We start from the raw sequence: 26438 nt of genomic DNA on the forward strand, positions 1-26438 counted from the left end.
AATGTGCAGTGGCCGGCCCCTCAGGCCAGAACCAGCACACCATCCGCAGCGCACACGCCTTGGCCCTGCGGCAGCACGAACACCGGGTTGATCTCCGCCTCGATCACGCGGTCGCCCAGTTGGGCGGCCATCGCAGAGAACGCGACGATGGCATCGGCCAGGGCATCGACATCCGCCTTGCGGCGGCCGCGAAATCCGTCCAGCAGCGGCCAGGTCTTGAGCTCACTGGCCATGTCCAGCGCTTCTGAGCGGCTCAGCACACCCAGTTGTGTCCCATCGTCCGGCAGCAGGCGCAGCGTGGTGTCCTGGAACAATTCGGCCGCAACGCCCCCCATGCCCAGCATCACGGCGGTGCCCAGCGCATCCTTGTGCAGGCCCAGGATCAGCTCGGTGCCGCCGGCCACCATCTGCTGCACCAGGAACCGGTCCGGACGCACACCCGCCCTGGCCTGCACGTCGGCCACCATCGCGCCCAACCGGGCACCTATGGTTTGCGCAGTCAGGCCGACGGCGACACCGCCGACATCGCTCTTGTGCGTGATCCGGGACGAAAGGATCTTGAGCACCACCCGGCCGCCCAGTTCGCGCGCGGCGGCTTCGGCCTCTTCGGCGGTGCGCACCACACGCTCGGCCGCGCACGGCACGCCGAAACGGCGGAAAACGGCCTTGGCCTGCGCTTCATCGAGGCAGCCAACGGGCAGGTCCAGTTCCTGCTGGGTGTCCTTGCCGACGACCAGCTCGGAAGGCGCACCCTGGAAGCCGTTGACTCGCAGCATGCCCGCCAGCGCGGCCGTGCAGCTTTCCGCCGCAGCGAAGGCCGGCACGCCGCGTTGCGTGAGCAGCGCGCCGATTTCCGGCGCATGCGGGCTGACATAGGCCAGCACCGGCTTGTCGGAGTGGGGGAGGCACTCCTGGATGGCGCCGGCCAGCAGCTCGGGCATGGCCAGGCTGGAGGAGCCGACGATGATCACCAGCGCGTCGTAGCTGGGGCTTGCCAGCAAGGCATTGATGGCGCCGCGCAGCAGGTCGGGACGCAGGCCCGCCAGGGTCACGTCGATGGGGTTGCGGTCCAGCACGGCTTCGCTGCCGGTCTGCAGCGCGCGCAGTGCATCGGCCGTCGCCTCGTCCGGCGCAGGCGTGTCGAATCCGGCCACGCCCAGATCGTCCGACACCAGGGTGCCCGCACCGCCGGTGGAAGTCAGGATGGCGATACGCCTGCCGCGCAGCCTGCGGCCCGTGGCCAGCGCAGCGGGCACGTCCAGCAGGTCGGCAAAGCTGTGCGCACGGATCACGCCGACCTGGCGGAACAGCGCGTCGTACATGCGATCGGCTCCGGCCATGGCGCCCGTGTGCGATACGGCGGCCTTGGCGCCGGCCTCGGAGCGGCCGATCTTGAAGGCCACCACGGGCTTGCCGGCACGCGCGGCCTTCAGGCAGGCGGCACGGAACCTGGCGGGATGGCGCACCGTCTCCACATACAGCGCGATCACCTTGGTGGCCGGGTCATCGGCCAGGTGATCGATGAAGTCGGCCAGTTCCAGATCCACTTCATTGCTGGTGGAAATGAGCTTGGACAGCCCGATGCCACGCGCGGCCGCGCGCGACAGCAGCGAGCCCAGGATGCCGCCGCTTTGCGAGACGACGCCAATGCCGCCCGCGGGGAACTCATCCATCTCCAGCGCCCCAGAAGGCGACAGCACGATCCGGTCGGTCAGGTTGACCAGGCCGATGGTGTTGGGCCCCAGCAGGCGCATGCTGCCGGCCGCCTCGATCAGCTGCCGCTGGCGGTGCGCCCCGTCCTCGCCCGTTTCCGTATAGCCGCTGGCCAGCACGATGGCTGCCGCGCAGCCCAGCGCCGACAGTTCCCTGACGGCCAGGTGCGCACGCTCGGCGCCCAGCAGCACCACGGCCACATCGGGCACTTCAGGCAACGAGGCCACATCGGGATAGCAGGCCAGATCGCCGATGCGCTCCACGCGCGGATTGACGGGAAGAATGCGGCCGGCAAACCCGTGCTTTTGCAGGTAGGCCACCGGGCGGCCCGTGGTCTTTTTCAGGTCGGCAGAGGCGCCTATGACGGCGACGCTGCGCGGCGACAGCAGCTTGGCAATGGCTTGGCTCATGGCATCACTCCTTGGCGGCCGTCTTGGCCAGGAAGGCCTCCACCGATGCGCGGTGTTCACTGCTGGTGTAGCAGATGCCCTGGGCCTGGCTTCCCTGTGCGAAGACATCGTGCGAAGACAGCTCGAAGCTCTGGTTCAGGATGGTCTTGGTCAATGCCAGCGCGGTGGAAGAAGCCGAGGACAGCTCGCGCGCCCAGGCCTGGGCGTCTGCCACCAAGGTCTCGGCGCTGGCCTGGCGGTCCACGATGCCCAGGGCCAGGGCTTCCGGCAGCTTGACCTGGCGGCCGGTGAAGATCAGCTCCTTGGCCTTGGCCAGGCCCACGCGGCGCGGCAGGAAGTACATGCCGCCGCCGTCGGGGATGATGCCGCGCAGCACATAGCTCCAGGCGAAGCTGGCCCACTCGCTGGCAATGACGAAATCACAGGCCAGCGCCGTGTCCGCGCCCAGGCCCGACGCTGCGCCGTTGACGGCGGCGATCACGGGCTTGGGCATGGTGTGCAACAGGGCCTGGACGTGGTGCACGCGCTGCTGGCGCTGCCAGCCGTTGAAGCCCACCTCGCCCGCAGGCGCGTTCATGCGCCTTTGCATTCCGGCAATGTCCCCGCCGGCGCAAAAGCCCTTGCCCGCGCCTGTCAGCACCAGGGCCTTGATGGCCTTGTCTGCCGCCACGCGCTCCAGGGCATCGATGAACTCGGTGCGCATGTCATCGCTCATGGCGTTGCGCTTGTCGGGGCGGTTCAGGGTCACGGTCGCCACCGCATCGGCGACATTCAGTTGGATCAGTTCGTAGTTCATGGCGTGCTCTCAAGGCGATCGCGGGCAATGCGATCAATCGGGATGGATGTTGTTTTGCCTGACGATCTGGGCCCAGCGCTTTTCCTCGGCCTGCACATAGGTGTCCAGTTCCGCCGCCGGCCCGGCATTGACCACCAGGCCTTCGTGTTCCAGCTTGCGAACAAAGTCCGGCGAACGGGCCGCCTTGCGGGCCGCAGTGTTCAGGCGCTCGATCACGGCAGCGGGCGTGGCGGCCGGCACGTACAGGCCGTACCAGCTCTCGACGCGGTAGCCCGGGACGGTGACGGCGATGGGCGGCGCATCCTTGAAGGCCGCAGACGGCTCGGCCGTGGTCACACCCAGCACGCGCAGCTTGCCGTTGTCGATGAAGGTGGATACCGCCGCCGCGGTGGCAAACATCATGTCCACCTGGCCACCCATCAGATCGGTGAGTGCCGGGCCTGCGCCACGGTAGGGCACATGGGTGATCCTGACCTTGGCCAGGTTGGCAAACAGCTCACCCGCCAGATGCGCCGACGTTCCTGCGCCCTGCGAGGCATAGGTCAGCTTGTCGGGACTGGCCTTGGCGGCGGCCATCACGTCCGCCACCGTCTTGTACGGGCTGGCGGCGGGCACCACCAGCACGTTGGGGCCGCGGCCGATCAGGATCACCGGCGCGAAGGCCTTGTTGCTCCCGTACGGCAGCTTGGCCTGCAGCGCCGGATTGACGGCGTGCGCGAAGGAAGCCACGACCACGGAGTAGCCGTCCGGCGCGCTCTTGGCAACGTTGTCGGTGCCGATGATCGTGCCGGCACCGGGCTTGTTGTCCACGATGACGGGCTGGCCCAGGTCCTTGGCCATCTCGGCCCCCAGCGTGCGTGCGATCAGGTCGGTTCCGCCACCGGGCGCGAAGGGCACGACGAGGCGCACGGGCTTTTCGGGGAAGGCTGCAAAGACTGCGTTGCAGGCAGTCGCGAGCACGGCAATGAGCGCAATGGCCCTGGCGCAACGGCGGGCGGCGAAACGAAGCATGGTGTGTCTCCTGGTTCTATGGGCAGAGGTCCGTTCCATGCGCAAGCGTTGCGATGACGCTGGCGACGGATTGGTGAAAGCTTAGGGAAACGCACCGCAGTTGTGATCCCCCATGTTCCAACCAGTGAAACCGCACAGCGAGCGCGCCAGGACTTGCGTTTTCATCTGCCATCCTTTCGGTGGAATACTCCACGCCATCAGGCGCCCGCGCCTGTGCAGCAAGAACCAGGCTTTCAACCGAGGATGAACCGGTCCTCCCGCAGGCGGCAGCAACATGACCCACAGGCGATCCCCCATACTCCATGACAAGCCCGGTCAGTCCCCGAGCAACCGCTCCCTGGAAAGAGGCATCGAAATACTCCGTGCGTTCAGGCCCGGGTCGGAACTGCTGGGCAACGGCGACCTGGTGGAACGCACCGGACTGTCCAAGGCCACCGTGAGCCGGCTGACGCAGACCCTGGTGGGCTGCGGCATGCTGCAGGCCGATCACCAAAGCCGCGCCTTTCGCCTGGCTCCCGCTGTCCTGAGCCTGGCGCACGCCATGCGTACCGGATCGACGGTGCTGTCGATGGCGGCCCCCCTGATGCGCACCCTCGCCGAGACACGCAGGATCAACGTGGGCCTGGCCTGTCCCGACAGGGACGAGATGGTCTATCTGGAATCGATCCGCTACAACCGCCGGATTGTGCTCAGGCATGTGGTGTCGGGTCAGCGTGTGCCCATGGAGCTGACGTCGCTGGGCCGTGCCTACCTTGCCGTGGCGCCGCCTGCCAGGCGCAAGGCACTGTTCGACAGCTTCAGGCTCAAGAGAGGCGCCCAATGGCGCGACCTGGAAAAACAGATCCAGGCGGCCATCAGGTCCGTGAAAAGCCAAGGCTTCTGCGCTGCATCGTGGCAGCCGGAAGTGGTTGCACTGGCCACGCCGCTGGTGACACCCGATGCCATCTATGTCCTGAACTGCAGCGTGTCCACGACGGAGCCTGTGCCAGCCATCGTGCAGGAGCTGCACCCGGCGTTGCTGCAGCTGGGCCGCCAGATTCAGAGCCTGCTGGAGAAACGGTGAGGTTTGGCCGCCGTTCCGCGCACCTGCGGGCGGCCCGCTTTGCATAGGGAAAAAACATAGCTGATATAGGCTGCATTGCCTTATCGCAATGGCGCCCGAAACCCAGACTGGCGGCATGACAAACACCCATCTGGAGACAACCGGCGTCACTCGCCGGCTCGTGCGCTACCGCCCGCAGGCTGCGAAGGACGAGATTCAAATCGAGTATGCGGACCAGGGCGCAGGGCCGGTCGTCTGCATGCTGCCATCGCTGGCCCGTTCCGGCCGGGACTACGACGTCGTTGCCCGCCATCTGCAGGCGCAAGGGCTGCGGGTACTGCGCCCCGAGCCTCGGGGCATAGGCCAAAGCCGTGGCCCCATGCAGGGGCTGACGCTGCATGACTTCGCAGCCGACGTCGCGGCCGTCATCGACCACGAAGCCACCGGCCCTGTCGTGGTCGTGGGTCATGCCTGGGGCAGCCAGCCGGCGCGCATGCTGGCGGCCGACAGGCCGGACCTGGTGCGCGGCGTCGTCATGGCCGCCGCCTCGGCAGGCAAGCTGCCGCCGGGATCGGACGAAATGCCGTATGGCCGCCTGCGGGACGCAATCGACGGCGCGGGCGATGCACGGCTGTCCAGGGAGCAGCGCCTGGACTGCCTGCGCCGCGCCTTCTTTGCCCCGGGACATGACCCCAGCGCCTGGCTGGACGGGTGGAACGCCCAGGCCCATGAAGCGCAAGGCCATGTACGGCGCGTCACGCCCGTCGATGACTACTTCAGCGCAGGAACGACCGTTCCCATACTGGACCTTCGGGCCGAGCATGACGCGGTCGTGATCCCCCATGTGATGAAGTCCTGCCTGGGCGAGCGGGTGACGGAACAGGTGATTGCCGACGCGGGCCACGCCCTGGCGCCCGAGCAGCCCCTTGCCATGGCAGACGCCATTGCGGCATTCACGCGCCGCGTGTACGCCGCCTAGGCCAGCCCTTGCCCGCAAGACACCCGGCCCCTTCGGGGATGCGCCGGACAGAAACAGTGCTCAGGAGACAAAGATGACCATCCACACGCCCGCAGCCGCCATCAGGAAAGCCTGGAAGTTCGCCATGACCTGTGCGGCCTGGGCCACCTGCACCCTGGTGTGCGCGCAAGACTATCCGGGCAAGCCGATCCGCATGGTGATTCCGTACACGCCGGGTGGCTCGATCGACACCGTGGGCCGCCTGGTGGCCGACCAACTGCAAAGGCAGCTGGGCCAGGCCATCGTGATCGAGAACGTTCCGGGGGCTTCCGGCCTGTTGGGAACCCTGCAGGTCAAGAAGGCCAAGCCTGACGGATACACGCTCATCTTCAATGCCTCCAGCCATGCCTACCTGCCGCTGGTCAGTTCCAAGAAAACCTATGACGCCGAGCGTGACTTCACGCCCGTGGGGCAAATCGGGTACGTGCCGCTGATCGTGGCGGTCACCAACGAGTTGCCCGTCAGGACCGTGGCAGAGTTCGTGCAACTGGCCAGGGCCCATCCAGGCAAGTACACCTGGGCGACTTCCGGCCTGGGTACCACCAGCCACCTGAGCGAAGAGATGCTGAACCGGGCCCTTGGCCTGCAGATGGACATCGTCGCCTACAAGGGCGCCGTTCCCCAATTGACGGACGTGATCGGCGGCCATGTCTCCGCGGCCATCTCGCCCATGCCGGGTGTCATGCCCTTCGTGCAGGCCGGCCGTCTGCGGCCCCTTGCCGTCACCAGCAAGACCCGCGTCCCGTCGCTGCCCGATGTGCCGACGCTGGCGGAGGGCACCATTGCCGGGTTCGAGCTCCTGTCCTGGTACGGAATCTGGGGCCCGGCCGGCCTGCCCGCAGACATCACCCACAGGTTGAACACCGAAATTTCAAAGGCCGTGGAGGCGCCGTCGCTGAAATCCAGGTTCGCCGAACTGTCCTTTGTCCCCGCGAAGTCCAGTCCTGCGCAGTTCCGGAAATTGATCGCTGACGACCTGAACAAGATCGGCAAGGCCGTCAGGGAAGCGGGCATCCGCATCGACTGACCTGCCGCTTCCGATCCGGGAGGCATGCCCTACACGGCGCGGGCGCCCTTGCGAAAGTCAAGCTCGCGCAGCAACTTGGCGGTTTCCGCGATCAGCCGGTTCGCGGGACGCGCCCTGGGCATGGCCAGCACGAGCTGGTTGCGTATGGCCGGCGGGCCGATGGGCGCAGACTGTATGCCAGTGCGGGCACCGGCCAGATTCAACGCACTGTCCGGAAGAATGGAGCAAGCCAGTCCCTCCTCCACCACGGACAGCGCCGTGTGCACGGCCCCCACCTCGGCCACCACGTTCAGCCGGATCTTGCGCGGCAGCAGGACGGCGTCCACGAGGCTGCGTATCGGGTTATGGGTGCCCGGCAGCACCAGCGGAAAGTCCGCCAGGGCCGAAAGGCCGATGCGCGACGGCAACCGGTAGCCCTTGGGAGCCACCAGCAGCATGGACTCGCGCATCAGGGGTTCGTAGGACAGCAGGGGCGTCGGAGCAGGGTCGAACATCAGACCCAGGTCGATGCGGCCCGCAATCATTCCCTCACGCAAGGACAGGCTCAGCCCCTCCACCACCGAAAGCAGTGCATGCGGCAGCCGGCGCCGGAACTCCCGTATCAGCGGCACGGCCAGGCTTGCCGCCACCCGGTGGGGCAGGCCCACGACCACGCTGCCGACGGGCTCGGCATGCATTTCCTTGAGATCGGACAGCGCCTGGCTGGCCGAGTTGAGCATCGTGCGGGCATGCGACAGCAGTGTCTCCCCGGCCGCGGTTGCTGCCACGCCGCGCCCTGTCCTGTCCAGCAGCCGCTGCCCCAGCTCCTCTTCCAGCAGTGCGATCTGGCGGCTCACGCTCGGCTGCGCCAAATTCAGCGCCACGGCCGCGCGGCTGATGCTGCCGTGCTCCACCACGGCGACGAAGTACTCCAGTTGGCGCAGATCCATAGGTATTCAACATAGCTGGTATAGGCGCCATCCAGTTTAACTTTGCCGGCATCGATCGCAAACTGGCCTGCATCGCCGCTTGCCACAGCGGCTCCACCGTGTCACATGAGGAAAGCCAATGAGCAGGTTCAAGTCCAAGATAGCCATCGTTACGGGGGCCGGATGCGTGGCAGCAGGCTGGGGCAACGGCAGGGCCATGGCCGTGCGCCTGGCGGAGGAAGGCGCGAAGGTGCTGGCGGTGGACCGTGACCAGGCGCGGCTTGACGAAACGCTGTCCCTGGCCGGCGAGGCGGCAGCGTCCATCACGACCTGCATCTGCGATGTCACCGACTCGTCCAGCGTCAAGGCCATGGTCCAGGCCTGCCTGCAGGCCTGGGGCGTCCCGGACATCCTGATCAACAACGTGGGCGGCTCCGCAGCCGGCGGCCCCATTCAGCTGAGCGAGCAGGACTGGGACAGCCAGATCGACATCAACCTCAAGAGCGTCTTTCTGACCTGCAAGCATGTGCTCCCGCACATGGTCGAACGCGGCAGCGGCGCCATCGTCAACGTGGCGTCCACCTCGGGCCTGCGCTGGACCGGCAGCGCGCAGGTCGCCTATGCGGCCAGCAAGGCCGGCGTGATCCACCTGTCCCGCGTGGTGGCCGTGCAGCATGCGCCTGACGGCATTCGCGTGAACACGGTGGTGCCGGGCCAGCTGCACACCCCCATGGTGGAAGCGCGGCTGGCCAGGCAGCGCACAGGCGGCGATGTGGAGACGCTGCTGGCCTCGCGGGTCAGGCGCATCCCGCTGGGCTTCATGGGCGATGGCCGCGATACCGCCAGTGCCGCCTTGTATCTGGCCAGCGACGAGGCCCGCTTCGTGACGGGAACCGAGCTTGTCGTGGACGGCGGCATGACCGCACGCTGCGACTGAAATTGCACTGCGACTGGACTTGCACTGCGACTGACCTGGCGCTGCGACCGACGGGCCGATCGCCGCGGCCAGCCGCCATGGACATCGCATGGGCCCTGGGGCGAAGGCCGTGCTATGTCCCGCGCCAATGGGCATGCCGCACGCCAAGCTGCAGCTGCTGGATGCGCCGGTGGATGGTGGAGCGGCTGACGCCGAGCTGGCGCGCCGCCTCGGAGACATTGCCCTGGCATTGCGCAAGCAGCTGTTCCAGCGCCTGTGCGGCGGGCTCGCCGGCATTGCCAGCCAAGGCGGTGCGCGCTGGTGCGCGGTGCAGCGCATCGTGCAGGTGGTCAGGCAGGTGGTCGGGCTCGATGGTGCCGTCGCCATCGTGGCCGCACAGGGCTGCGGCGTAGCGCAGCGCGTTGTGCAGCTCGCGCAGGTTGCCGGGCCAGGCGTGCGCGGCCAGCACGGCGCGGGCTGCGTCGCCCAGGTGCAGGTGGCTGCCCAGGGTGGCCAGCATCTGGTCGGCAATGGTCTGCAGGTCGCTGCGCTGGCGCAGCGCAGGCAGGCGAAGCTCGGCCGCGTTGAGGCGGTACAGCAGGTCTTCCCGGAAGCTGCCACGCCGCACCAGCTCGGCCAGCGGCTGGTGCGAGGCCGAGATGAAGCGCACCGCCACCGCCCGTGGCGCGCGCGCCCCCAAGGGAGTGATTTCGGATTCGGACAGCACCCGCAGCAGCTTGGCCTGCAGGGCCAGGGGCATGTCGCCGATCTCGTCAAGGAACAGCGTGCCCTCGTGTGCCGCAGCAATCAGCCCTTCGCGGCCCTTGCTGGCGCCGCCGGTCCAGGTGCCGGGCAGGTAGCCGAACAGCTCGCTCTCCAGCAGTGCCTCGGGAATGGCTGCGCAGTTGATGGCAATGAAGGCGCCGCTGCGGCCGCTGGATGCATGCAGCGCGCGGGCCAGGTATTCCTTGCCTGCGCCGGTCTCTCCCTGCACCAGCACGGGCAGCTCTTGCGGTGCGAGCCGCGCGGCCTTGCGCAGCAGCGTCTGCAGTGCGGCATCACCCGTGTCCAGCGCCTGCAGCGCAGCAGGCAGCGGGGGCTGCGCCGGCCTTGCCTGCGCTTGCAGGCGGCGTGTCCGGCGCTGCGGCTCCATGGCATGGGCGAAGAGGATGCTGCCGTCGCGGGCGCGGATGATGCGCTCCTGCGCCGGGCGATTGCGGCGCAGCTCGGACAGGTGGCGCAGGTCCACGTCGAAGAAACGCTCCAGCGGCTGGCCGATGAGGCTCTTGCGCTGGCGCCAGTCCAGTTGCGCGGCCGCTGCCAACAACCGCGCGCCCGCGTGGGTCATGGCGCGGATGCGGCCACGTGCATCGACGCTGATGGAGGCGTCGGGATCGACGTCGAGGAAATCGGGCGACTGGGCCAGGCGCACCACCCAGTCCTGGCCGGACTGCGCCATCAGGTTGGCCTGCTCCACGCGCCGCGCCGCGGCCATGACGAGGTTGAGCGCCAGGTTCTGGCTGGCCCGCTCGGCAGGTGAGCGCAGCAGCGACAGGTCCAGCACCGCCGCGAGTTCGCCGCGCATGTCGTAGATGGGCGCGGCCGTGCAGGACAGGCCGGTGTGGGTGAAGTCGAAATGGTCGCTCTGGTGCACCGTCAGCGCCTCGCCCGTCTCAAGGCAGGCACCCACGGCCGAGGTGCCCGAGTGGTCCTCGCGCCATTGCGCGCCCAGATACAGGCCCGCGCGGCGCAGGTCGCCCTTGTCGGCCTCATGCCCCAGAAAGTCCACGGCCACGCCATGCCGGTCCGCCAGCAGCAGCACGTAGTCCAGGCCCTTGAGCTGCTGGTACAGCCGCTCCAGCGCATGGCGGGCGATGTGGATCAGCGGCTCGGACTCCTCGCGGTGCGCGCGCAGCTGGCCTTCGGTGACGATGTGGGCTTCGCTGGTATGCGCCGGGTCGAGCCGGTGGGAGTCGATGCAGCGGCGCCAGCTGCGCAGCACGGCGCGGTCGCGCTCCTGCCCGCGGTGGGAGTAGCCCAGGCCGAAGGCTTCGATTTCCTGGATGTGCGAGGCGTAGGACTGCAGGGGCATGGCGTGGAGTCGATGCGGGCTTTGAACGTGCCGCAGACGATTCTGTGCCCTGCACGGTGCAGCGCCAATCAAGACTTACCCACTGCCCCTGCTGCGCTGCAGCACGCCTGGTGCGACAGGTGTCGCAGGGCTGCCCCACCTGTCGCGGGAGGCAACGCCGGGCAGCGGGGTGCAAGGCCCAGGGTTTGTACTGGAGGCGCGCAGGCAACCCCTTGATTTGCCTGGCGCATCCTGCCGCCGGGCCTGCCTGGCATGGTGATTGCGTAAGAGCGCCTGCCCGAAGAAAAACCAGCGGGCATGACCGCATCAAGGAGACAACCATGACCGATACGACGCCCAACGCCCGCGCCAAGGCGCTGCTTGACCAACTCAACCATGCCCTGGGAGACCGCGACTTCGTGGCCGCCAGCCGCCTGTTCGCCGATGAATGCTATTGGCGCGACCTGGTGCTGCTGACCTGGAACATCAAGACCATGGAAGGGCGCAGCCAGATCGCCGACATGCTGGCTGCGCAGCTGGACGCCGCTGCGCCCGTGCGCTTTTCGCTGGACGAGCGCGAGGCGGTGGAGGAGGCCGATGGCGTGGTGTCCGCCTGGATCGTGATCGATACGCGCCATGCGCGCGGCGGCGGCCATGCCCGCATCAGGGACGGACGCATCTGGACGCTGCTGACGGCCGCCCAGGAGCTCAAGGGCCATGAGGAACCCATGGGCACGCGCCGCCCGATGGGGGCCGAGCACGGCATCCGGCGTGGCCGCCAGACCTGGCTGGAGCGCCGCCAGCAGGAGGCCCAGGAACTGGGCCGCGACAGGCAGCCTTTCGTGCTCGTCATCGGCGGCGGCCAGGGCGGCATTGCGCTGGGCGCGCGGCTGCGCCAGCTGGGGGTATCGCACATCGTCATCGACCGCCAGGCGCGCCCCGGCGACCAGTGGCGCAACCGCTATAAATCGCTGTGCCTGCACGACCCGGTCTGGTACGACCACCTGCCGTACATGCCTTTCCCGGACAACTGGCCCGTGTTCGCGCCCAAGGACAAGATCGGCGACTGGCTGGAGATGTACACCAAGGTGATGGAGGTCAACTACTGGCCGTCCACCAACTGCCTGAACGCCCGCTTCGATGAGGACCGGCAGGAATGGGAAGTCACCTTGGAGCGCAATGGCGAGACGCAGGTGCTGCGCCCCAAGCATGTGGTGTTCGCCACCGGCATGTCGGGCAAGGCGAATGTGCCCAAGATCAAGGGCCAGGACATCTTCAAGGGCGAGCAGCAGCACTCGTCCCAGCACCATGGCCCGGACGCCTACGCGGGCAAGAAGGTGGTGGTGATCGGCGCCAACAATTCCGCCCACGACATCTGCGCGGCCCTGTGGGAGCACGGCGCCGATGTGACCATGGTGCAGCGCTCGTCCACGCACATCGTGCGCTCCGATTCGCTGATGGACATCGGCCTGGGCGACCTGTACTCGGAGCGCGCCGTGGCCAGCGGCGTGACGACCAGGAAGGCGGACCTGATCTTTGCCTCGCTGCCCTACCGCATCATGGCCGACTTCCAGGTGCCGGTGTACAACCGCATCCGCGAGCGCGACGCTCAGTTCTACCGCCAGCTGGAGGCGACCGGCTTCATGCTGGACTTCGGGGATGACGACTCGGGCCTTTTCATGAAGTACCTGCGCCGCGCCTCGGGCTACTACATCGACGTGGGGGCCTGCGATCTGGTGATCGACGGCAGCATCAAGCTGCAGGCGGGCAAGCAGATCAGCCACCTGTCGGAAAACGCGGTGGTGCTGGCCGATGGCACCGAGCTGCCGGCGGACCTGGTGGTCTACGCGACCGGCTATGGCTCCATGAACGGCTGGGTGGCCGACCTGATCAGCCAGGAGGTGGCAGACAAGGTGGGCAAGGTCTGGGGCCTGGGCTCGGACACCACCAAGGACCCGGGACCGTGGGAGGGCGAGCAGCGCAACATGTGGAAGCCCACGCAGCAAGAGGCGCTGTGGTTCCACGGCGGCAACCTGCACCAGTCGCGCCACTACTCGCTGTACCTGGCGCTGCAGCTCAAGGCGCGGCAGGAAGGCCTGCCAGTGCGTGTCTATGACCTGCAGCAAGTTCATCACCTGCGGTAAGGCCGAATAATCGCCATGGGGCGGCTGTGCCGCCCGCCAACCCAGCCTTGCAAAACAGAAAGTTCAATCATGAAAGCAGCACGTTTCCACGACCGGGGCGACATCCGCATCGAGGACATCCCCGAACCCGTGGTGGAGCCCGGCACCGTGGGCATCGAAGTGGCCTGGTGCGGCATCTGCGGCACGGATCTGCATGAGTTCATGGAAGGGCCGATCTTCATCCCGCCCTGCGGCCACCCGCATCCCATCTCGGGCGAGTCCGCACCCATCACCATGGGGCATGAGTTCTCGGGCGTGGTGTACGCCGTGGGCGCAGGGGTGGACGATATCCAGGTCGGCCAGCATGTGGTGGTGGAGCCCTACATCGTGGCCGACGATGTGCCCACGGGGCCGGGCGACAACTACCACCTGTCCAAGGACATGAACTTCATCGGCCTGGGCGGGCGCGGTGGCGGGCTGTCCGAGCGGATTGCCGTCAAGCGCCGCTGGGTGCATCCCATCTCCGATGCCATTCCACTGGACCAGGCCGCGCTGATCGAGCCGCTGTCCGTGGGCCACCATGCCTACACCCGCAGCGGAGCGAAGGCCGGCGATGTGGCACTGGTGGGCGGCGCCGGCCCCATCGGTCTGCTGCTGTCGGCCATCCTCAAGGCCAAGGGCCTGACCGTCGTCATCACCGAGCTCAGTGCCAAGCGCAAGCAAAAGGCGCGTGAATCGGGCGTGGCCGATCACATCCTGGACCCCTCCGAGGTGGACGTGGTGGCCGAGGTGATGAAGCTCACCGGCGGCAAGGGCGTGGATGTGTCGTTCGAATGCACCAGCGTGAACAAGGTGCTGGACACGCTGGTGGCCGCGACGAAGGCCACGGGCGTGGTGGTGATCGTGTCCATCTGGAGCCATCCGGCCACCATCAACGTGCACAGCGTGGTCATGAAGGAGCTGGACGTGCGCGGCACCATCGCCTACTGCAACGACCACCAGGAAACCATCAAGCTGGTCGAGGAGGGCAAGATCAACCTCGAGCCCTTCATCACCCAGCGCATCCAGCTCGATGACCTGGTGGCCCAGGGCTTTGACACGCTGATCCACAACAACGAGTCGGCGGTGAAGATCATCGTGCAGCCACGGTTCAAATAGCCGCTGGGCACCGCGACTGCACGAACCTGCATCTTTCGTGCCGTTCGCCCGGTCGCCGGCGGAGCCGGGCGCAAAGGGGTCAAAACCCGGCGGGGGCCGACACATGCCTCCCGCCGGCAAGCAGGGTTTCCAAAAATCGCTCAGACTAGCCAGAAGCGACTTTTGCAGTGCCGAAGATTTCTGCAACCGACTGAAAAACCCGCGGAACTTCGGCTTTAGCACTCAATCCTAACGAGTGCTAATATGAAGGAATGGAAGAAAGGAACTCTGCAATGACAAACGCCTCCGGCTCCATTGCGACCACCTTGGCGCCCGCTAACCCCTGGGCCCTGGTGCCGCCTCTGGGCAATCTGGATGCCTACATTTCCGCGGTCAACCGCCTGCCCATGCTCACCCTCGAGGAAGAGCAGGACTACGCCCGCAAGCTCAAGGAACACAGTGACCTGGACGCCGCAGGGCGTCTGGTGATGTCCCACCTGCGCCTGGTGGTGTCCATCTCGCGCCAGTACCTGGGTTACGGCCTGCCCCACGGCGACCTGATCCAGGAAGGCAATGTCGGCCTGATGAAGGCCGTCAAGCGCTTCGATCCCGATCAGAACGTGCGCCTGGTGAGCTACGCCATGCACTGGATCAAGGCCGAGATCCACGAGTACATCCTCAAGAACTGGCGCATGGTCAAGGTCGCCACGACCAAGGCCCAGCGCAAGCTGTTCTTCAACCTGCGCTCCATGAAGCAGGGCCTGAAGTCCGACGCCGCCATGGCCGAGGACGGCGCCATGCTGCGCGACACGCTGACCTCCGGCGAGATCGACGCCATGGCCGAGAAGCTCAACGTCAAGCGCGAAGAAGTCATGGAGATGGAAACGCGCCTGGCCGGTGGCGACGTGCTGCTGGACCCCTCGCCCAGCGATGATGGCGAGCAGGCCTTCGGTCCCATCGCCTATCTGGCCGACGGCGCACATGAGCCCACGGCCATGATCGAGTCGCGCCAGCGTGACCATCTGGCCACCGACGGCATTGCCATGGCGCTGGATTCGCTGGACGACCGCAGCCGCCGCATCGTCGAGGAGCGCTGGCTCAAGGTCAACGATGACGGCTCGGGCGGCATGACGCTGCATGAACTGGCCGCCGTGTATGGCGTGAGCGCCGAGCGCATTCGCCAGATCGAGGTGGCTGCCATGAAGAAGATGAAGAAGGCCCTGGCCGAGTTCGCCTGATGGCCTGACGGCCTGGGCTGACAGGCCGCTTCAAGACAAACCCGGATAATCTCCGGGTTTTTTATTGCCCGCAGCCTTTGCGGCCCCCACGCACCCATGCCCGCCCGCGCCATCTCGCCACTACGCCGCCTCTTCGCCAATACCTTGGCCACCGCCCTGGCTTCGGCCATGCTGCCTTGCGCCGCCGTGGCGGGCGACCAGTGGCCCAGCAGGCCCCTGCATCTGATCGTGGGCTTTCCCGCGGGCTCCTCGCCCGACCTCACGGCGCGCGCCCTGGCCGAGCCGCTGGAAAAGCGCCTGGGCCAGCCCGTCATCGTCGAGAACAAGGTGGGAGCAGGCGGCAACATCGCAGGCGAGCAGGTGGCCCGTGCGCGCGATGGCCATACCTTCAGCGTGATGATCAACGGCAACCTGACGATTGCCCGCCTGCTCAACCCCGCCGTGCGCTACGACCCCGTCAAGGACCTGCAGCCCGTCAGCCTGATCGGCGTGGCGCCCCTGGTGCTGGTGGCGCCGGCCGGCGCGCCCGAGGGTCGGGCCTTCCTGGAGGCCGCTGCCCAGGCCGGCAGCCGCTGGAGCTACGGCTCGCCCGGCGTGGGCACCGTGGGCCACCTGGGCATGGAGCTGCTCAAGAGCCGCTCCGCGCTCAGGCCCGAGCACATTCCCTATCCCGGCTACCCGCAGGTGTTCAACGCCATCCAGGGCGGCGACCTGCAGCTGTCCATGCTGCCGCCCGCGCTGGCCATGGCCCAGGTCCAGGCCGGCAAGCTGCGCGGCGTGGCCGTGACCTCGGCCGCGCGCAGCCCGCTGGCGCCGGGCCTGCCCAGCCTCAAGGAGCTGGGCGTGGGCGATTTCGACCTGGAGATCTGGAACGCCGTGGCCGCGCCCAAGGCCATGCCCGCCGCCCATGTGCACAAGCTGGCCGAGGCCGTGAGCGAGATCGTGCGCTCGCCCGAGATGCGCGCGCGCCTGGCCGCCCAGGGCTGGCAGGCCGTGGGCAGCTCGCCCGAAGGCCTGGCCCTGCGCATGCGCCAGGACGTGGCGACGCTGGGCCGCATCATCCGCGAACAGGGCATACGCGCACAATGATGCGCCCAGTGACGTGCCCTCTTTGACCCCCCCATGACCGCAGCCCAAGCCTTTACCGAACTCAATGCCTGGCAGGTCATGGCCTGGGGCCTGGCCTTCTTTGGCGTGCTCTACCTGGCCGGCGGCTGGGGCATGTCGGCGCTCACGCGCTGGCTGCAGCGGCGCGGCGTGGGCCGCGTGCTGGACACGCGCCCGCTCAAGCCCGACCAGTTGCAGCGCGAATGGCGCCAGTCGCTGCATTCGGTGCTGATCTTCGGCATCGGCATGATCGTGCCCTGGGGCCTTCTGCAATTGGGGTGGGCGCGGCTGGAGCCCGATGCAGGCCCCTGGCGCATTGCCATCGAAGTCGTGGTGCTGCTGATCTGGAACGATGTGCATTTCTGGATCAACCACCGCCTGCTGCACACGCGGCTGCTGGGGCGCTTTCATGGCGACCACCACCGCTCCATCGTCACCACGCCGTGGTCCACCTACAGCTTCCATCCCATCGAGGCGCTGATGCTGGGCAACGTCATCCTGCTGCCCATGGTGGTGCACGACTTCAGTTTCTGGTCGCTGGCCTCGGTGCCCGTGCTCAGCCTGCTGCTGAACGTCATAGGCCACTCCAACTACGACTTCTTTCCCGGGGTGTCCGACACGCATGCGCTGGCCGCCAGCCGGCGCCACCACCTGCACCATGCCCGGCCCAACGGCAACTATGGCTTTGCGCTGGCCTTCATGGACCGGTTGATGCGCACGCGCGTGGCACTGCCCGCCACGGCCCGGCCCAGGACGGAATGAGCCGGCCGCCTGCTCGCCACGTCCAGCCCCGGCTGCCCCGGCTGCGCCACGGGCGCGACCTGCAGTCGCTGGCCTATCTGGTGGCGCTGCCGCTGATCGTGTGGTGGCAGTGGCAGCACGGCTGGAACCTGTGGCTCTACGGGATCGAGCTGTTCCTCACGCTGGGCGTGGGCGTCATCCACCACAACCACACGCATTTGCGCATGTGGCGCGGGCGCTGGGCCAACCGCTTCACCGACTACTGGCTGACCCTGCTGCAAGGCCACCCGACCTTCGTGTTCTGGCCCGCCCATGTGGCCAACCACCACCGCTTCCGCCACGGCCCGCGCGACATGGCACGCACCTACCGCTTCGGCGGCGACCACAACCATCTGCTGGGCTACCTGCTCCACCCGCTGCAGGCCGGCTGGGTGCTGTACCCGCTGTTCCTGCGCTGGCTGGGCCAGCTGCGGCGGCATTGGCCCGGCGCCTTTCGCTACTGCATGGGCCAGTACCTGTTGTGGCTGGGCAGCTGGGCACTGCTGCTGTCGCTGGATTGGCAAAAGGCCTTGCTGCTGGTGATCGTTCCCCAGTTGCATGGCCTGCACTGGCTGCTGGCCACCAACTACCTGCAGCACGCCCATGCCGATGGCCGGCCGCTGACGCGCGGCCAGCGGATGGACAGCGCCACGCCACTGAACTACGCGCGCAATTTCGAGGGCTGGGTCAATCCGCTGCTGTTCAACATCGGCCTGCACACGGCCCACCACGAGCGGCCCCAGGCCCACTGGTCCGAGCTCACGCGCCTGCACAGCGAACACTACCGCCAGCGCGTGGCCCCTGCGCTCAACGAGGGCGGACTGCTACCCTACATGGCCCGCGTCTTCGTGCTGGGCACGGTCTGGCCGCCGGCGCGCACGCGTGCGCAAATGCCTCCCGGAACATACGACTGATACGACCCTGAACCCATGCCCGTCGCCTATTCCAACGTCTATCTGCATGCCGCAGGCATGTTCCTGCCCGGTGAACCCGTGGACAACGCAGGCATGGATGCCTACGTGGCGCCGCTCAACCGCCTGTCCGAGCGCCTCAAGCGCCGCATCCTGGCCGAGAACGGCATTGTCCAGCGCCACTACGCCATCGACGCCGAAGGCCGCACCGTGCACAGCAACACGGCCATGGCCGCCCAGGCCATCCAGGACTGCCTGGCGCAGGCCGGGCGCGCGCTGGGCGATGTGGGCTTCCTGGCCAGCGGTTCCTCGGGCGGCGATGCACTCATGCCCGGCTTTGCCAGCATGATCCAGGGCGAGATGGCCGCGCCGCCCATGGAGACCCTGTCCGTGCACGGCGTCTGCGCCGCCAGCGTGGGCGCGCTGCAGGCGGCGGCCCAGGCCGTGGACCGCGCGCCCGACTCGCTGGCCCTGGCCGTGGCCAGCGAAATGCCCTCGCGCCTGTTCAAGCGCTCGCGCTTCGCGGCCCAGGGATACAACACGGATTTCGACGCCCACTTCCTGCGCTGGATGCTGTCCGATGGCGCAGGCGCCGTGCTGCTGGGCGGCCCTCAGGCCCTGCCCGACGCGCCCGGCCTGCGCCTGAAGCTGCGCTGGACGCACCTGCGCAGCTTTGCGGGCGACTACCCGGTCTGCATGCAGCTGGGCCTGACGCCCGACCGCGCCACCAGCCACCTGGACTTTGCCGCCTGGGGCGATGCCGAGGCCGCAGGCGCGCTGTCGCTGCGCCAGGACATCCGTCTGCTGCCGCACCTGTTCGATGTCTGCATCCACGAATACGCCCACCTGGCGCACACGGGCTGGGTGCCCGGGCGCGGCATAGACCACTTCCTGTGCCACTACTCGTCGGAGCGCTTCATCCCCGTGGTGGACGAGTTGCTGGGAAAGGCCCAGCTCGGCATCCCGCGCGAACGCTGGTGGAGCAACCTGGCCTGGCGCGGCAACACGGGCGCGGCTTCCATCTTCGTGATGCTGGCCGAATTCCTGCGCACGCAATCGGCGCGCCTGAAGCACGGCGATACCGTGCTGTGCTTCATTCCCGAATCGGGCCGCTTCACGGCCGGCTACATGCTGCTGGAAGTGGAGGATGCGGCCCAGGCTCCCACCGCCACCCCGGCCAAGGCCACAGCGCGCAGTGCCACCGCCGAAGCTCCCGCTGCCCCGGACCTGCTGCCCGATGTCTCCACCATCGCCCCGCCCCACGACCCGAACCAGGCCCCGGCCACGCTCGCGCCGCTGCTGACCGAACTGGCCAGCCTCTGGCAGGACTACCGCTCGCGCGTGTGGCGCACGCCGCTGCTGCAGCGCATACGCACAGGCAGGCTGCAGACGGCGGACTACGTGCGCTGGATGAGCCACTGGGTTCCCCAGGTGCGCGAGGGCAGCCTGTGGATGCGCGAGGGCGCGGCCTCGCTGACCGGCGAACATGGGGCGCTGGCTGCGCTGATCGACGTGCATGCGGGCGAGGAGCAGAACGACTTCCGCATCCTGCACGAGGACTACCTGAAGGCCGGCGGCACCGAGACCGACCTCACCCGCCTGCGCCGCAACCCCGGCGGCGAGGCGCTCAACGCCTATCTGCACGGCCTGGCCGCCACGCCCAATCCCGTGGGCCTGCTGGGCGCCATCTACATCATCGAAGGCACGGGCCAGCGCATCGTGCCCAGCCTGCTGCCGCTGCTGCGCGCCAGCCTGCCGCTGCCGCCCGATGCCTTCCGCTTCCTGGAATACCACGGCGCCAACGACGAACACCACCTGGAACGCTGGCTCATGGCCGTGCAGATGGTGATGGCGCTGGACGGCACAGACGGTGCCGGGGGCACGGCGGCGCAGGCCATCGTGCGCACCGCGCGCCACACGGCGGCGCTGTACCTGATGCAGTTCGAGCATGTCCTGACCGAGGAGAACTGATGCAACCGCCAGACTTCATCGACCAGCCCCACGACGAGCGCGACCCCAGCCCCTGGCGTGCCCTGTACCTGGACCAGAGCACGCCGCTGCCCGACGACGTCAAGGCCGCCTGGCTGCGCGACTGCAGCAGCGGCTCGCGCCAGTACCTGCTGCCCTTCCTGCGGCCGCTGGCGCGCACCAGCATCGTCCTCATCCAGATCCTCAAGGTGCTGCTGCCGCGCAACTGGGCCCACTCCAGGCTGCTGCACCGGCTGCTGGCCTTCAGCATGAACCGCTTCGTCTCGCCCGAGGCCAACTGGCTCATCCTGCGCCACTTCCACCTGGGCTCGCAGATCCTGGCCTTTGTCGCGGCCAACGCGCCCACGCCCGTGTCCACCACACCGCTGGAGCCAGGCAGCATCGACGACATCAGGGACGACCTGTTCCTCAGGCACGACCTGAACCTGTTCAACTTCGTCATCCGCCTGAACAACGCGCTGCGCGCCGCAGGCCAGGAACTGCAGCCCGTGGTCGAGCCCGACTTCTCCATGCTGCGCAACCCGCCCCTGCGCCTGGAGGACATGCCGCGCGGGCGCCTGAACCTGCTGGACCTGCAAAGCGCCATCGAGGTCTACACGCCCGTCTACCAGCTGCTGCTGACCGACAACGACTTCTGGCGCGCCAGCAACTCGCTGCAGCTGGACGAGACCGTGGCCATCTATGCGGCCAAGATCCTCGCCTCGCCCGAGCACCTGGTCATGCTCAACAACAAGCACCCGCTGGTGCCCCTGTCCACCCTGCGCGCCGGCCACCGCCTGGTGCTGCACGGACTGTCCACCGAAATGCTGCACTGCCTGCTGATGAAGGTCGCCAGCGGCGACATCCCCCTGCCCGCACGCGAGCTGGCACGCATGCGCGAAGCCGCCCGCGCCCACGGCAGCGAAACGGCCAGCGGTGCCGACCATGCCAGCAGCGCCAGCAGCACGGCAGCCGTCTGACCCAGGTCAAGGAACAGCGGTGGATTGACGCCATCTGGCGCGAAAACGGTTACATCACGTTGCATTCAGCCGCAGGGCCCGCTAGCCTGCACGGCTTCGCCCTGGCCGCACGCCCGGGTCCCTGCCAGCGCCAGGGCGCCTCCTGCCCTGGCTTGCGGCGCCTTCGAACCGTCCGTGCCATGCCATCGTCGTCCTTTGCGCCTTCAGCCGTACGCTGCAGCGAATGCATGCGTTCGTCGCACTGCCTGCTGGGGCAACTGCCCGAACCCGCCTTCCTGCAATGGCTGCCGCACATCCGCGAACGCGGCCTGGCCAAGGGCCAGAAGCTCCAGGCGCAAGGCTGCGTTGCCCATGAATTCCAGGTGATCAAGCTCGGTTTCGTCCTGGCTATCCGCCGTGGCGGCGACGGCGTGCAGCGGCCCGTGGCACTGTTCGGCAACGGCCACGCGCTGGGCAGCCCGGGCTGGCTGCAGCAGCCCTCGGCCATGCACTTCGAGGCCCTGGGCCCGGGGCGCATCTGCTGCGTGGACATCGCCACCATCACGCGCCGCGGCCTGGTCGATGCCGCCTTCGTGCGCGCGCTGGCCACCAGCTACACCTGCAACAACGCCCTGCTGGCGGAATGGGCCCACATCGTCCGCATCCCCGGCGTGCTGCGCCAGCTGGCCGCCACCCTGATGCAACTGGCCGCGCTGCAGTCAAGCCTGCTCGTGCGCCTGCCCAGCCAGGGCGCACTGGCCGCCCTGCTGGCCACCACGCGCGAAACCATCGCACGCAGCCTTGTGCGCCTGGTGCAACTGGGCGCGCTGGAGCGGCCGGATCGATGGCATTGCGTGCTGCAGCCTGCGGTGTTGTCGAGGATCAGTGGGGGTGGGGTGAAGGAGGTGGGGTGAAGGAGGTGGGGTGCGAGAGGCGTGGCGGTTGATCGGGCGGACCGGTAGGCTTGTCGACCTGTTGCAACATCAAGCGCCAGGTTTGGCAGAACCGCCGTCCCTGCTCACCATCGCTCCCTTCCCATCGCAACAGTCCGCAGTTTGATGCTCAAGCGCCTCTTCCTCCTGCTGCGCCAGCAAGGTCGCCACGGGCTTGTGAATCAGCGCGGGAATCTGCTCCGCCGGCATGGCGCGGGCGAAGAGCCAGCCCTGGTAGGCGTCGCAGTCCAGGATGCGCAGCAGGCGCAGCTGCTCGGCGGTTTCCACGCCTTCGGCCACCACCTGCAGGCCCAGGGTGCGGGCCAGCGCGATCACGGCCTTGACGATCTTGGCGTCGGCCGGGCTGTCGAGCATGGGGCCGATGAAGGTGCGGTCTATCTTCACGCGCGAGACGGGCAGATCGCGCAGGTGGGCCAGCGAGGAGTAGCCGGTGCCGAAATCATCCAGCACCACGCAGACACCTGCGGCAAGCAGGCTGCCCAGCAGTTCGCGCGCCTGCTGCGGGTCGGTCATGGCGGCGGACTCGGTGACTTCCAGCTCCAGCAGGTGCGGCGGCACGCCATGCCGGGCCAGGCTGCCCATGAGGCGCTGCTGCAGGTCGGCCTGGCGCAGTTGCTGGGCCGAGAGGTTGACCGCCACGCGCAGCGGCATGCCTGCGCGCAGCCAGTCGCCGGCCTGGCGGCAGGCCGCATCGATCACCCATTCGCCCAGCGCGAGGATCAGGCCCGTGGACTCGGCCACGGGCACGAAGCGCTCCGGCGAGACCCAGCCCATCTGCTCGTCGTTCCAGCGCAGCAGGGCCTCCACGCCCTGGACCTGGCCGCCCAGCACCTGCACCTGGGGCTGGAAATGCAGGCTCAGCAGACCCCGGTCCAGGGCGCGCTTGAGGCGTTCGTGCAGCAGCACTTTCTCGGCCATGGCCTCGCCCATGGCGCTGGCATAGCAGGCGTAGGAGGCACGGCCGCGCTGCTTGGCGTCGTACATGGCCATGTCGGCATAGCGCATGAGGGTGGCCGCATCGCCCGCGTCCTGCGGGTAGAAGGCCACGCCCACGCTGGCGCCGAAGTTCAGCGCGTAGTGGCCGATGGCGCAGGGCCGGCACAGCTCGCCCAGCAGCGCGTCGACGCGCCGGCGCAGGTCCGGCCCGTTGCAGGGATGCAGCACGGCGGTGAACTCGTCACCGCCCATGCGCGCCAGCGTGGCCGAAGTGCCCAGCGCGGCCTGCAGGCGGCGCGCCACTTCCTTGAGCACCTGGTCGCCCACGTCGTGGCCATAGCCGTCGTTGATGGCCTTGAAGTTGTCGAGGTCGAGCAGCAGCAGCGCAAAGGACGCGGGCCCGGTGCCCGAGCCCGAGCCCGAACCCACTTGCGCCTGCGCCTGCGAGATCGCCTGCTCCAGCTGCAACCCGAACTGCCAGCGGTTGAGCAGGCCGGTGAGCGTGTCGTGCGTGGCGTGGTAGTGCATGCAGGCCTCCATCTGGCGCAGCTGCGACAGGTCGCGCACAAAGGCCACGGCCACGCCCCCGCCGTGCGGGGAATGGCCCAGGGCGATGTCCACGGACAGGCGCTTGCCGTCCTTGCGCAGCAGCCACAGGTCCCGCCCCTGCCCCATGGGCCGGCGCGCGGGCTGGGCGAAGTAGGACTGCAGCTGCGGCCCATGGGCCGCATGCGCCTCGGGCGGCAGCAGCATCTGCAGCGGACGGCCCAGCAGCTCGGAGGCGCCATAGCCGCTCATGGCCTGCATGGCGGGATTGGCCAGCAGGATGCGGCCCTTGCGATCCACGAGCACGATGCCGTCGGGCGCGGCCTCCATGGCCACGCGCTTGAGCTCCTCATCCAGCGCCTCGCACGGCCCGATCAGATGGCCGGCTTGCGCGCTCCAGGCCGACGCCATCATGCGGACGGCCCCTTGCCGTGGAAGACCGATGCCGCAGCCTCCAGCGCCTGAGCCTGCCCGGCCAGCTGCTGCGCGTGCGCGATGGTGTCGCGCGCCAGCGTGGCGTTGTGCTGGGTCATCTGTTCGAGCTGCTGCACGGCGGCCTGTACCTGTTGCACGCCACCGGCCTGGGCCTGGCTGGCGGCCTGCATGCCTTCGGCCAGCAGCAGCTGCTCGCGCATGTCGGCCTGCACGGCGAGCATGGCCTCGCCCATTTCGCGCGCCATGGCGCAGCTTTGCGCCACCTGCTGCTGCGATGCCTCGATCAATGCCTTGATCTGGCGCGCAGCGTGGGCGCTGCGCTGGGACAGGCCGCGCACCTCGTCGGCCACCACGGCAAAGCCCTTGCCGTGCTCGCCGGCGCGCGCGGCCTCCACGGCGGCGTTGAGCGCCAGCAGATTGGTCTGAAAGGCAATGCCGTCGATGAGCGAGCTGATCTCCCCGACCTGGTCGCTGGTCCGGGCCACGCCGCGCATGCCCTGGTCCAGTTGTGCGACCATGCGGCTGCTCTGCCCGGCCATGTCCACGCCATGCCGCGCGCGGCGGGCGGCCTCGCCGGCCTGGGCGCTGCTGCGCTCTATGGCGCAGGCCAGGGCCTGCATGGCCTGGGCCGATTGCTCCAGGCTGGCGGCGGCAGCCTCGGTGCGGTCGCTCAGTTCGGTGCTGCCCTGCTGCACGGCCAGCGCGCAGCGGCGCACCTGGTCGCTCTTGCCCTGGATGTCGTCCACCAGGGAGACCAGGTTGAGTCCGGTCTGCCGCACGGCGCCGCCGATGGCGCCGATCTCGTCCGTGCGCTGCGTGAACAGTTCCCCCGTCTGCTGCCCGCTGGCCACGGCCTGGGCCTGTCCGCGCAGGGCAGCCAGGGGCATGAGCAGCCTGGTGCGCAGCCACTGCCCGGCCGCCACGCAAGCCAGGCTCCAGATCAGCCAGGCGGGCCAGATCTCGGCCAGCGTCAGGGACAGGGGCAAAGCCGAGGCCCAGGCCTGCAGCGACGGCAACCACAGCCCGGCCGATCCCAGCAGCCACAGTCCCGCCACCATGGCCTGCGCCCGCCAGGCCAGCGGCCTGAAGCGCCACCAGCGCTGCAGCGCGCCCGCGGCGCCACGCCCCACTGGGAAGCCCCGGTGCAGGCCCAGCGAGCGCACGCCGGCATTGATCTGTTCATAGAGCGCCGCATGCTGCTGCACTTCGCACGGCTGCGGCCGGGTGCGCACGGACAGGTAGCCGACCACGGTGCCCGCATGCCGTATGGGACTGGCGTTGGCGCGCACCCAGTAGTGGTCGCCGTTCTTGCGCCGGTTCTTGACCAGGGCGCTCCAGGGCAGCCCTCGCTGGATGGTGGACCACATGTCGGCGAAGGCGGCGGCCGGCATGTCCGGATGGCGCACGATGCTGTGGGCCTTGCCGTAGAGCTCGGCGGCCTCGAAGCCGCTGACGCGGATGAAGGCATCGTTGGCATAGACGATGCGCCCCTTCAGGTCGGTGACGGAAAGAAGCGTCTCTCCTTCGTTCAAAGGGTACTCACGCTGGGTGACGTACACGTTTCGCCGCATGGATCAGGTCTCTTGGAGATGGGCGGGGCGTCGGCATGACGCTCCAGGCGGGGCCCACTCTAAGCAGTCCTGCGGCGATGCACATCAGGGATGGTGTGCCGCATCGCGCCTAAACGCAGCCAATGTGACGGCGGTCACACTGGCTGCGGCGCGCGCAGGATCAGGAACGCTTTTCCTGCAGCAGGGCCTTGACGTCGGCGCCCAGCACCTGCGGGCCGCCGCCGTAGCGCTCGTACACGCGCAGGCGGCCGGCCGTGTCGTAGACATAGCTGCCGGCCGAATGGTCCAGCGTGTAGGTGCCTTCGGTCTTGCCGGGCACCTTCTTGTAGAAGAGCTTGAAATCCTTGGCCACGGCCGCCGTCTCCTCGGGCGTGCCGTGCAGGCCGACGAAGCCGGGATCGAAGTTGCCCAGGTAGGCCTTGAGCACCTCGGGCGTGTCGCGCTCGGGGTCCAGGGTGACGAAGACGCCCTGCAGCCTGTCGCCATCGGCGCCCAGCTGCTGCTTGACCTCGACCAGCTCCTGCAACGTGGTGGGGCATACGTCGGGGCATTGCGTGTAGCCGAAGAAGACCACGACGACCTTGCCCGCAAAGTCCTTGATGCTGCGCTGCTTGCCGTCCACATCGCGCAGGGGAATGTCCTTGGCGTATTCGGCGCCCGTGACATCGACGCCCTGGAAACTGGTCTTGGCCTCGCGCGAGCATCCGCTCAGCGCCAGGGCGCCCCATGCCATGGCGGTCACGCCCAGAAAGCGCAGCGCTGTCCGTTTGTTCATGCTTCCTCAACAAGGTAGTTGCCGCAGGCTGCGTGGCCGCAAAGCCTGCGCGCCGCCCGGGCTGGAAAGGGAAAAGGCGAAAGCGTC

The 26438-nt window shown here is 68.1% G+C and carries 21 protein-coding genes; 13 read left to right on the forward strand and 8 right to left on the reverse strand.

Going from position 1 to position 26438, the window contains the following annotated elements; genetic code table 11:
* Positions 1-20 precede the first annotated feature (20 nt).
* From ACF8LI_RS08985 to ACF8LI_RS08995, 3 genes are read right to left on the reverse strand one after another with little or no spacing between them, the layout of a single operon-like run.
* Positions 21-2123, reverse strand: a complete 2103-nt coding sequence (locus tag ACF8LI_RS08985; RefSeq protein WP_392412413.1) for an acetate--CoA ligase family protein — start codon at positions 2121-2123, stop codon at positions 21-23.
* Between the two features lie 4 nt (positions 2124-2127).
* Positions 2128-2919, reverse strand: coding sequence for an enoyl-CoA hydratase/isomerase family protein (locus tag ACF8LI_RS08990; protein ID WP_017406507.1), 792 nt, complete (start codon positions 2917-2919; stop codon positions 2128-2130).
* A 33-nt stretch (positions 2920-2952) separates the two neighbouring features.
* Positions 2953-3930, reverse strand: a complete 978-nt coding sequence (locus ACF8LI_RS08995) for a tripartite tricarboxylate transporter substrate binding protein (protein ID WP_016453777.1) — start codon at positions 3928-3930, stop codon at positions 2953-2955.
* 274 nt (positions 3931-4204) lie between these two features.
* On the opposite strand from ACF8LI_RS08995, the gene ACF8LI_RS09000 reads away from it, so the two are divergent.
* The 3 genes from ACF8LI_RS09000 (at position 4205) to ACF8LI_RS09010 (ending at position 7017) form a co-directional block, all read left to right on the forward strand.
* Positions 4205-4993, forward strand: coding sequence for an IclR family transcriptional regulator (locus ACF8LI_RS09000; protein WP_016453776.1), 789 nt, complete (start codon positions 4205-4207; stop codon positions 4991-4993).
* 115 nt (positions 4994-5108) lie between these two features.
* Positions 5109-5951 (forward strand): alpha/beta fold hydrolase, encoded by an 843-nt coding sequence (locus ACF8LI_RS09005; protein ID WP_392412414.1) that lies wholly within the window; start codon positions 5109-5111, stop codon positions 5949-5951.
* Between the two features lie 73 nt (positions 5952-6024).
* Complete coding sequence (locus tag ACF8LI_RS09010; protein ID WP_126312501.1) at positions 6025-7017, forward strand: tripartite tricarboxylate transporter substrate binding protein; 993 nt, start codon at positions 6025-6027, stop codon at positions 7015-7017.
* Positions 7018-7046: 29 nt separating this feature from the next.
* Here ACF8LI_RS09010 and ACF8LI_RS09015 read toward each other — a convergent pair whose 3' ends face one another.
* On the reverse strand, positions 7047-7946 hold the full coding sequence (locus ACF8LI_RS09015; RefSeq protein WP_016450162.1) for a LysR family transcriptional regulator: 900 nt from the start codon (positions 7944-7946) through the stop codon (positions 7047-7049).
* Between the two features lie 118 nt (positions 7947-8064).
* On the opposite strand from ACF8LI_RS09015, the gene ACF8LI_RS09020 reads away from it, so the two are divergent.
* Positions 8065-8862, forward strand: coding sequence for an SDR family NAD(P)-dependent oxidoreductase (locus tag ACF8LI_RS09020; RefSeq protein ID WP_016453773.1), 798 nt, complete (start codon positions 8065-8067; stop codon positions 8860-8862).
* A gap of 112 nt (positions 8863-8974) precedes the next feature.
* Here the strand turns inward: ACF8LI_RS09020 and ACF8LI_RS09025 are convergent, their stop codons facing one another.
* Positions 8975-10933 carry a sigma-54-dependent Fis family transcriptional regulator gene (locus ACF8LI_RS09025; RefSeq protein WP_016450160.1) on the reverse strand — a complete coding sequence of 653 codons (1959 nt, stop codon included), beginning with the start codon at positions 10931-10933 and terminating at the stop codon, positions 8975-8977.
* A 320-nt stretch (positions 10934-11253) separates the two neighbouring features.
* Here ACF8LI_RS09025 and ACF8LI_RS09030 point away from each other — a divergent pair, with 320 nt between their 5' ends.
* The 9 genes from ACF8LI_RS09030 (at position 11254) to ACF8LI_RS09070 (ending at position 22049) form a co-directional block, all read left to right on the forward strand.
* On the forward strand, positions 11254-13056 hold the full coding sequence (locus ACF8LI_RS09030; protein WP_392412415.1) for an NAD(P)/FAD-dependent oxidoreductase: 1803 nt from the start codon (positions 11254-11256) through the stop codon (positions 13054-13056).
* Between the two features lie 69 nt (positions 13057-13125).
* Complete coding sequence (locus ACF8LI_RS09035) at positions 13126-14193, forward strand: 2,3-butanediol dehydrogenase (protein WP_016450158.1); 1068 nt, start codon at positions 13126-13128, stop codon at positions 14191-14193.
* A gap of 272 nt (positions 14194-14465) precedes the next feature.
* Positions 14466-15410, forward strand: coding sequence for an RNA polymerase sigma factor RpoH (rpoH, locus tag ACF8LI_RS09040; RefSeq protein ID WP_016450157.1), 945 nt, complete (start codon positions 14466-14468; stop codon positions 15408-15410).
* Positions 15411-15506: 96 nt separating this feature from the next.
* On the forward strand, positions 15507-16499 hold the full coding sequence (locus tag ACF8LI_RS09045) for a Bug family tripartite tricarboxylate transporter substrate binding protein (protein ID WP_392412416.1): 993 nt from the start codon (positions 15507-15509) through the stop codon (positions 16497-16499).
* Positions 16500-16532: 33 nt separating this feature from the next.
* Positions 16533-17279, forward strand: coding sequence for a sterol desaturase family protein (locus ACF8LI_RS09050; protein WP_016453752.1), 747 nt, complete (start codon positions 16533-16535; stop codon positions 17277-17279).
* Positions 17276-18211 (forward strand): fatty acid desaturase, encoded by a 936-nt coding sequence (locus ACF8LI_RS09055; protein ID WP_047326051.1) that lies wholly within the window; start codon positions 17276-17278, stop codon positions 18209-18211. The genes ACF8LI_RS09050 and ACF8LI_RS09055 overlap by 4 nt, the downstream gene beginning before the upstream one ends.
* Positions 18212-18226: 15 nt before the next feature.
* Entirely contained in the window at positions 18227-20179 is a 1953-nt protein-coding gene (locus ACF8LI_RS09060; protein WP_047326052.1) for a StlD/DarB family beta-ketosynthase, read from the forward strand.
* Entirely contained in the window at positions 20179-21156 is a 978-nt protein-coding gene (locus ACF8LI_RS09065; RefSeq protein ID WP_047326053.1) for a DUF6999 family protein, read from the forward strand. Before ACF8LI_RS09060 ends, ACF8LI_RS09065 begins: the two co-directional genes overlap by 1 nt.
* A 227-nt stretch (positions 21157-21383) precedes the next feature.
* Positions 21384-22049 (forward strand): Crp/Fnr family transcriptional regulator, encoded by a 666-nt coding sequence (locus ACF8LI_RS09070; protein WP_047326054.1) that lies wholly within the window; start codon positions 21384-21386, stop codon positions 22047-22049.
* Positions 22050-22118: 69 nt separating this feature from the next.
* Here the strand turns inward: ACF8LI_RS09070 and ACF8LI_RS09075 are convergent, their stop codons facing one another.
* The 3 genes from ACF8LI_RS09075 to ACF8LI_RS09085 all read right to left on the reverse strand — a co-directional run bounded on the left by ACF8LI_RS09075 (position 22119) and on the right by ACF8LI_RS09085 (position 26351).
* A complete protein-coding gene (locus ACF8LI_RS09075) occupies positions 22119-23984 on the reverse strand; it encodes a bifunctional diguanylate cyclase/phosphodiesterase (RefSeq protein ID WP_047326055.1) in 1866 nt (621 codons plus the stop codon).
* The gene (locus tag ACF8LI_RS09080; RefSeq protein WP_017404752.1) at positions 23981-25576 is read right to left on the reverse strand and encodes a PAS domain-containing methyl-accepting chemotaxis protein; all 1596 of its coding nucleotides are present in this window, start codon (positions 25574-25576) and stop codon (positions 23981-23983) included. Before ACF8LI_RS09080 ends, ACF8LI_RS09075 begins: the two co-directional genes overlap by 4 nt.
* A 160-nt stretch (positions 25577-25736) precedes the next feature.
* On the reverse strand, positions 25737-26351 hold the full coding sequence (locus tag ACF8LI_RS09085; RefSeq protein WP_016453745.1) for an SCO family protein: 615 nt from the start codon (positions 26349-26351) through the stop codon (positions 25737-25739).
* Positions 26352-26438: the final 87 nt, after the last annotated feature.

This window comes from Delftia sp. WSY_12 (assembly GCF_043104645.1).
GTDB lineage: Bacteria > Pseudomonadota > Gammaproteobacteria > Burkholderiales > Burkholderiaceae_C > Comamonas > Comamonas tsuruhatensis.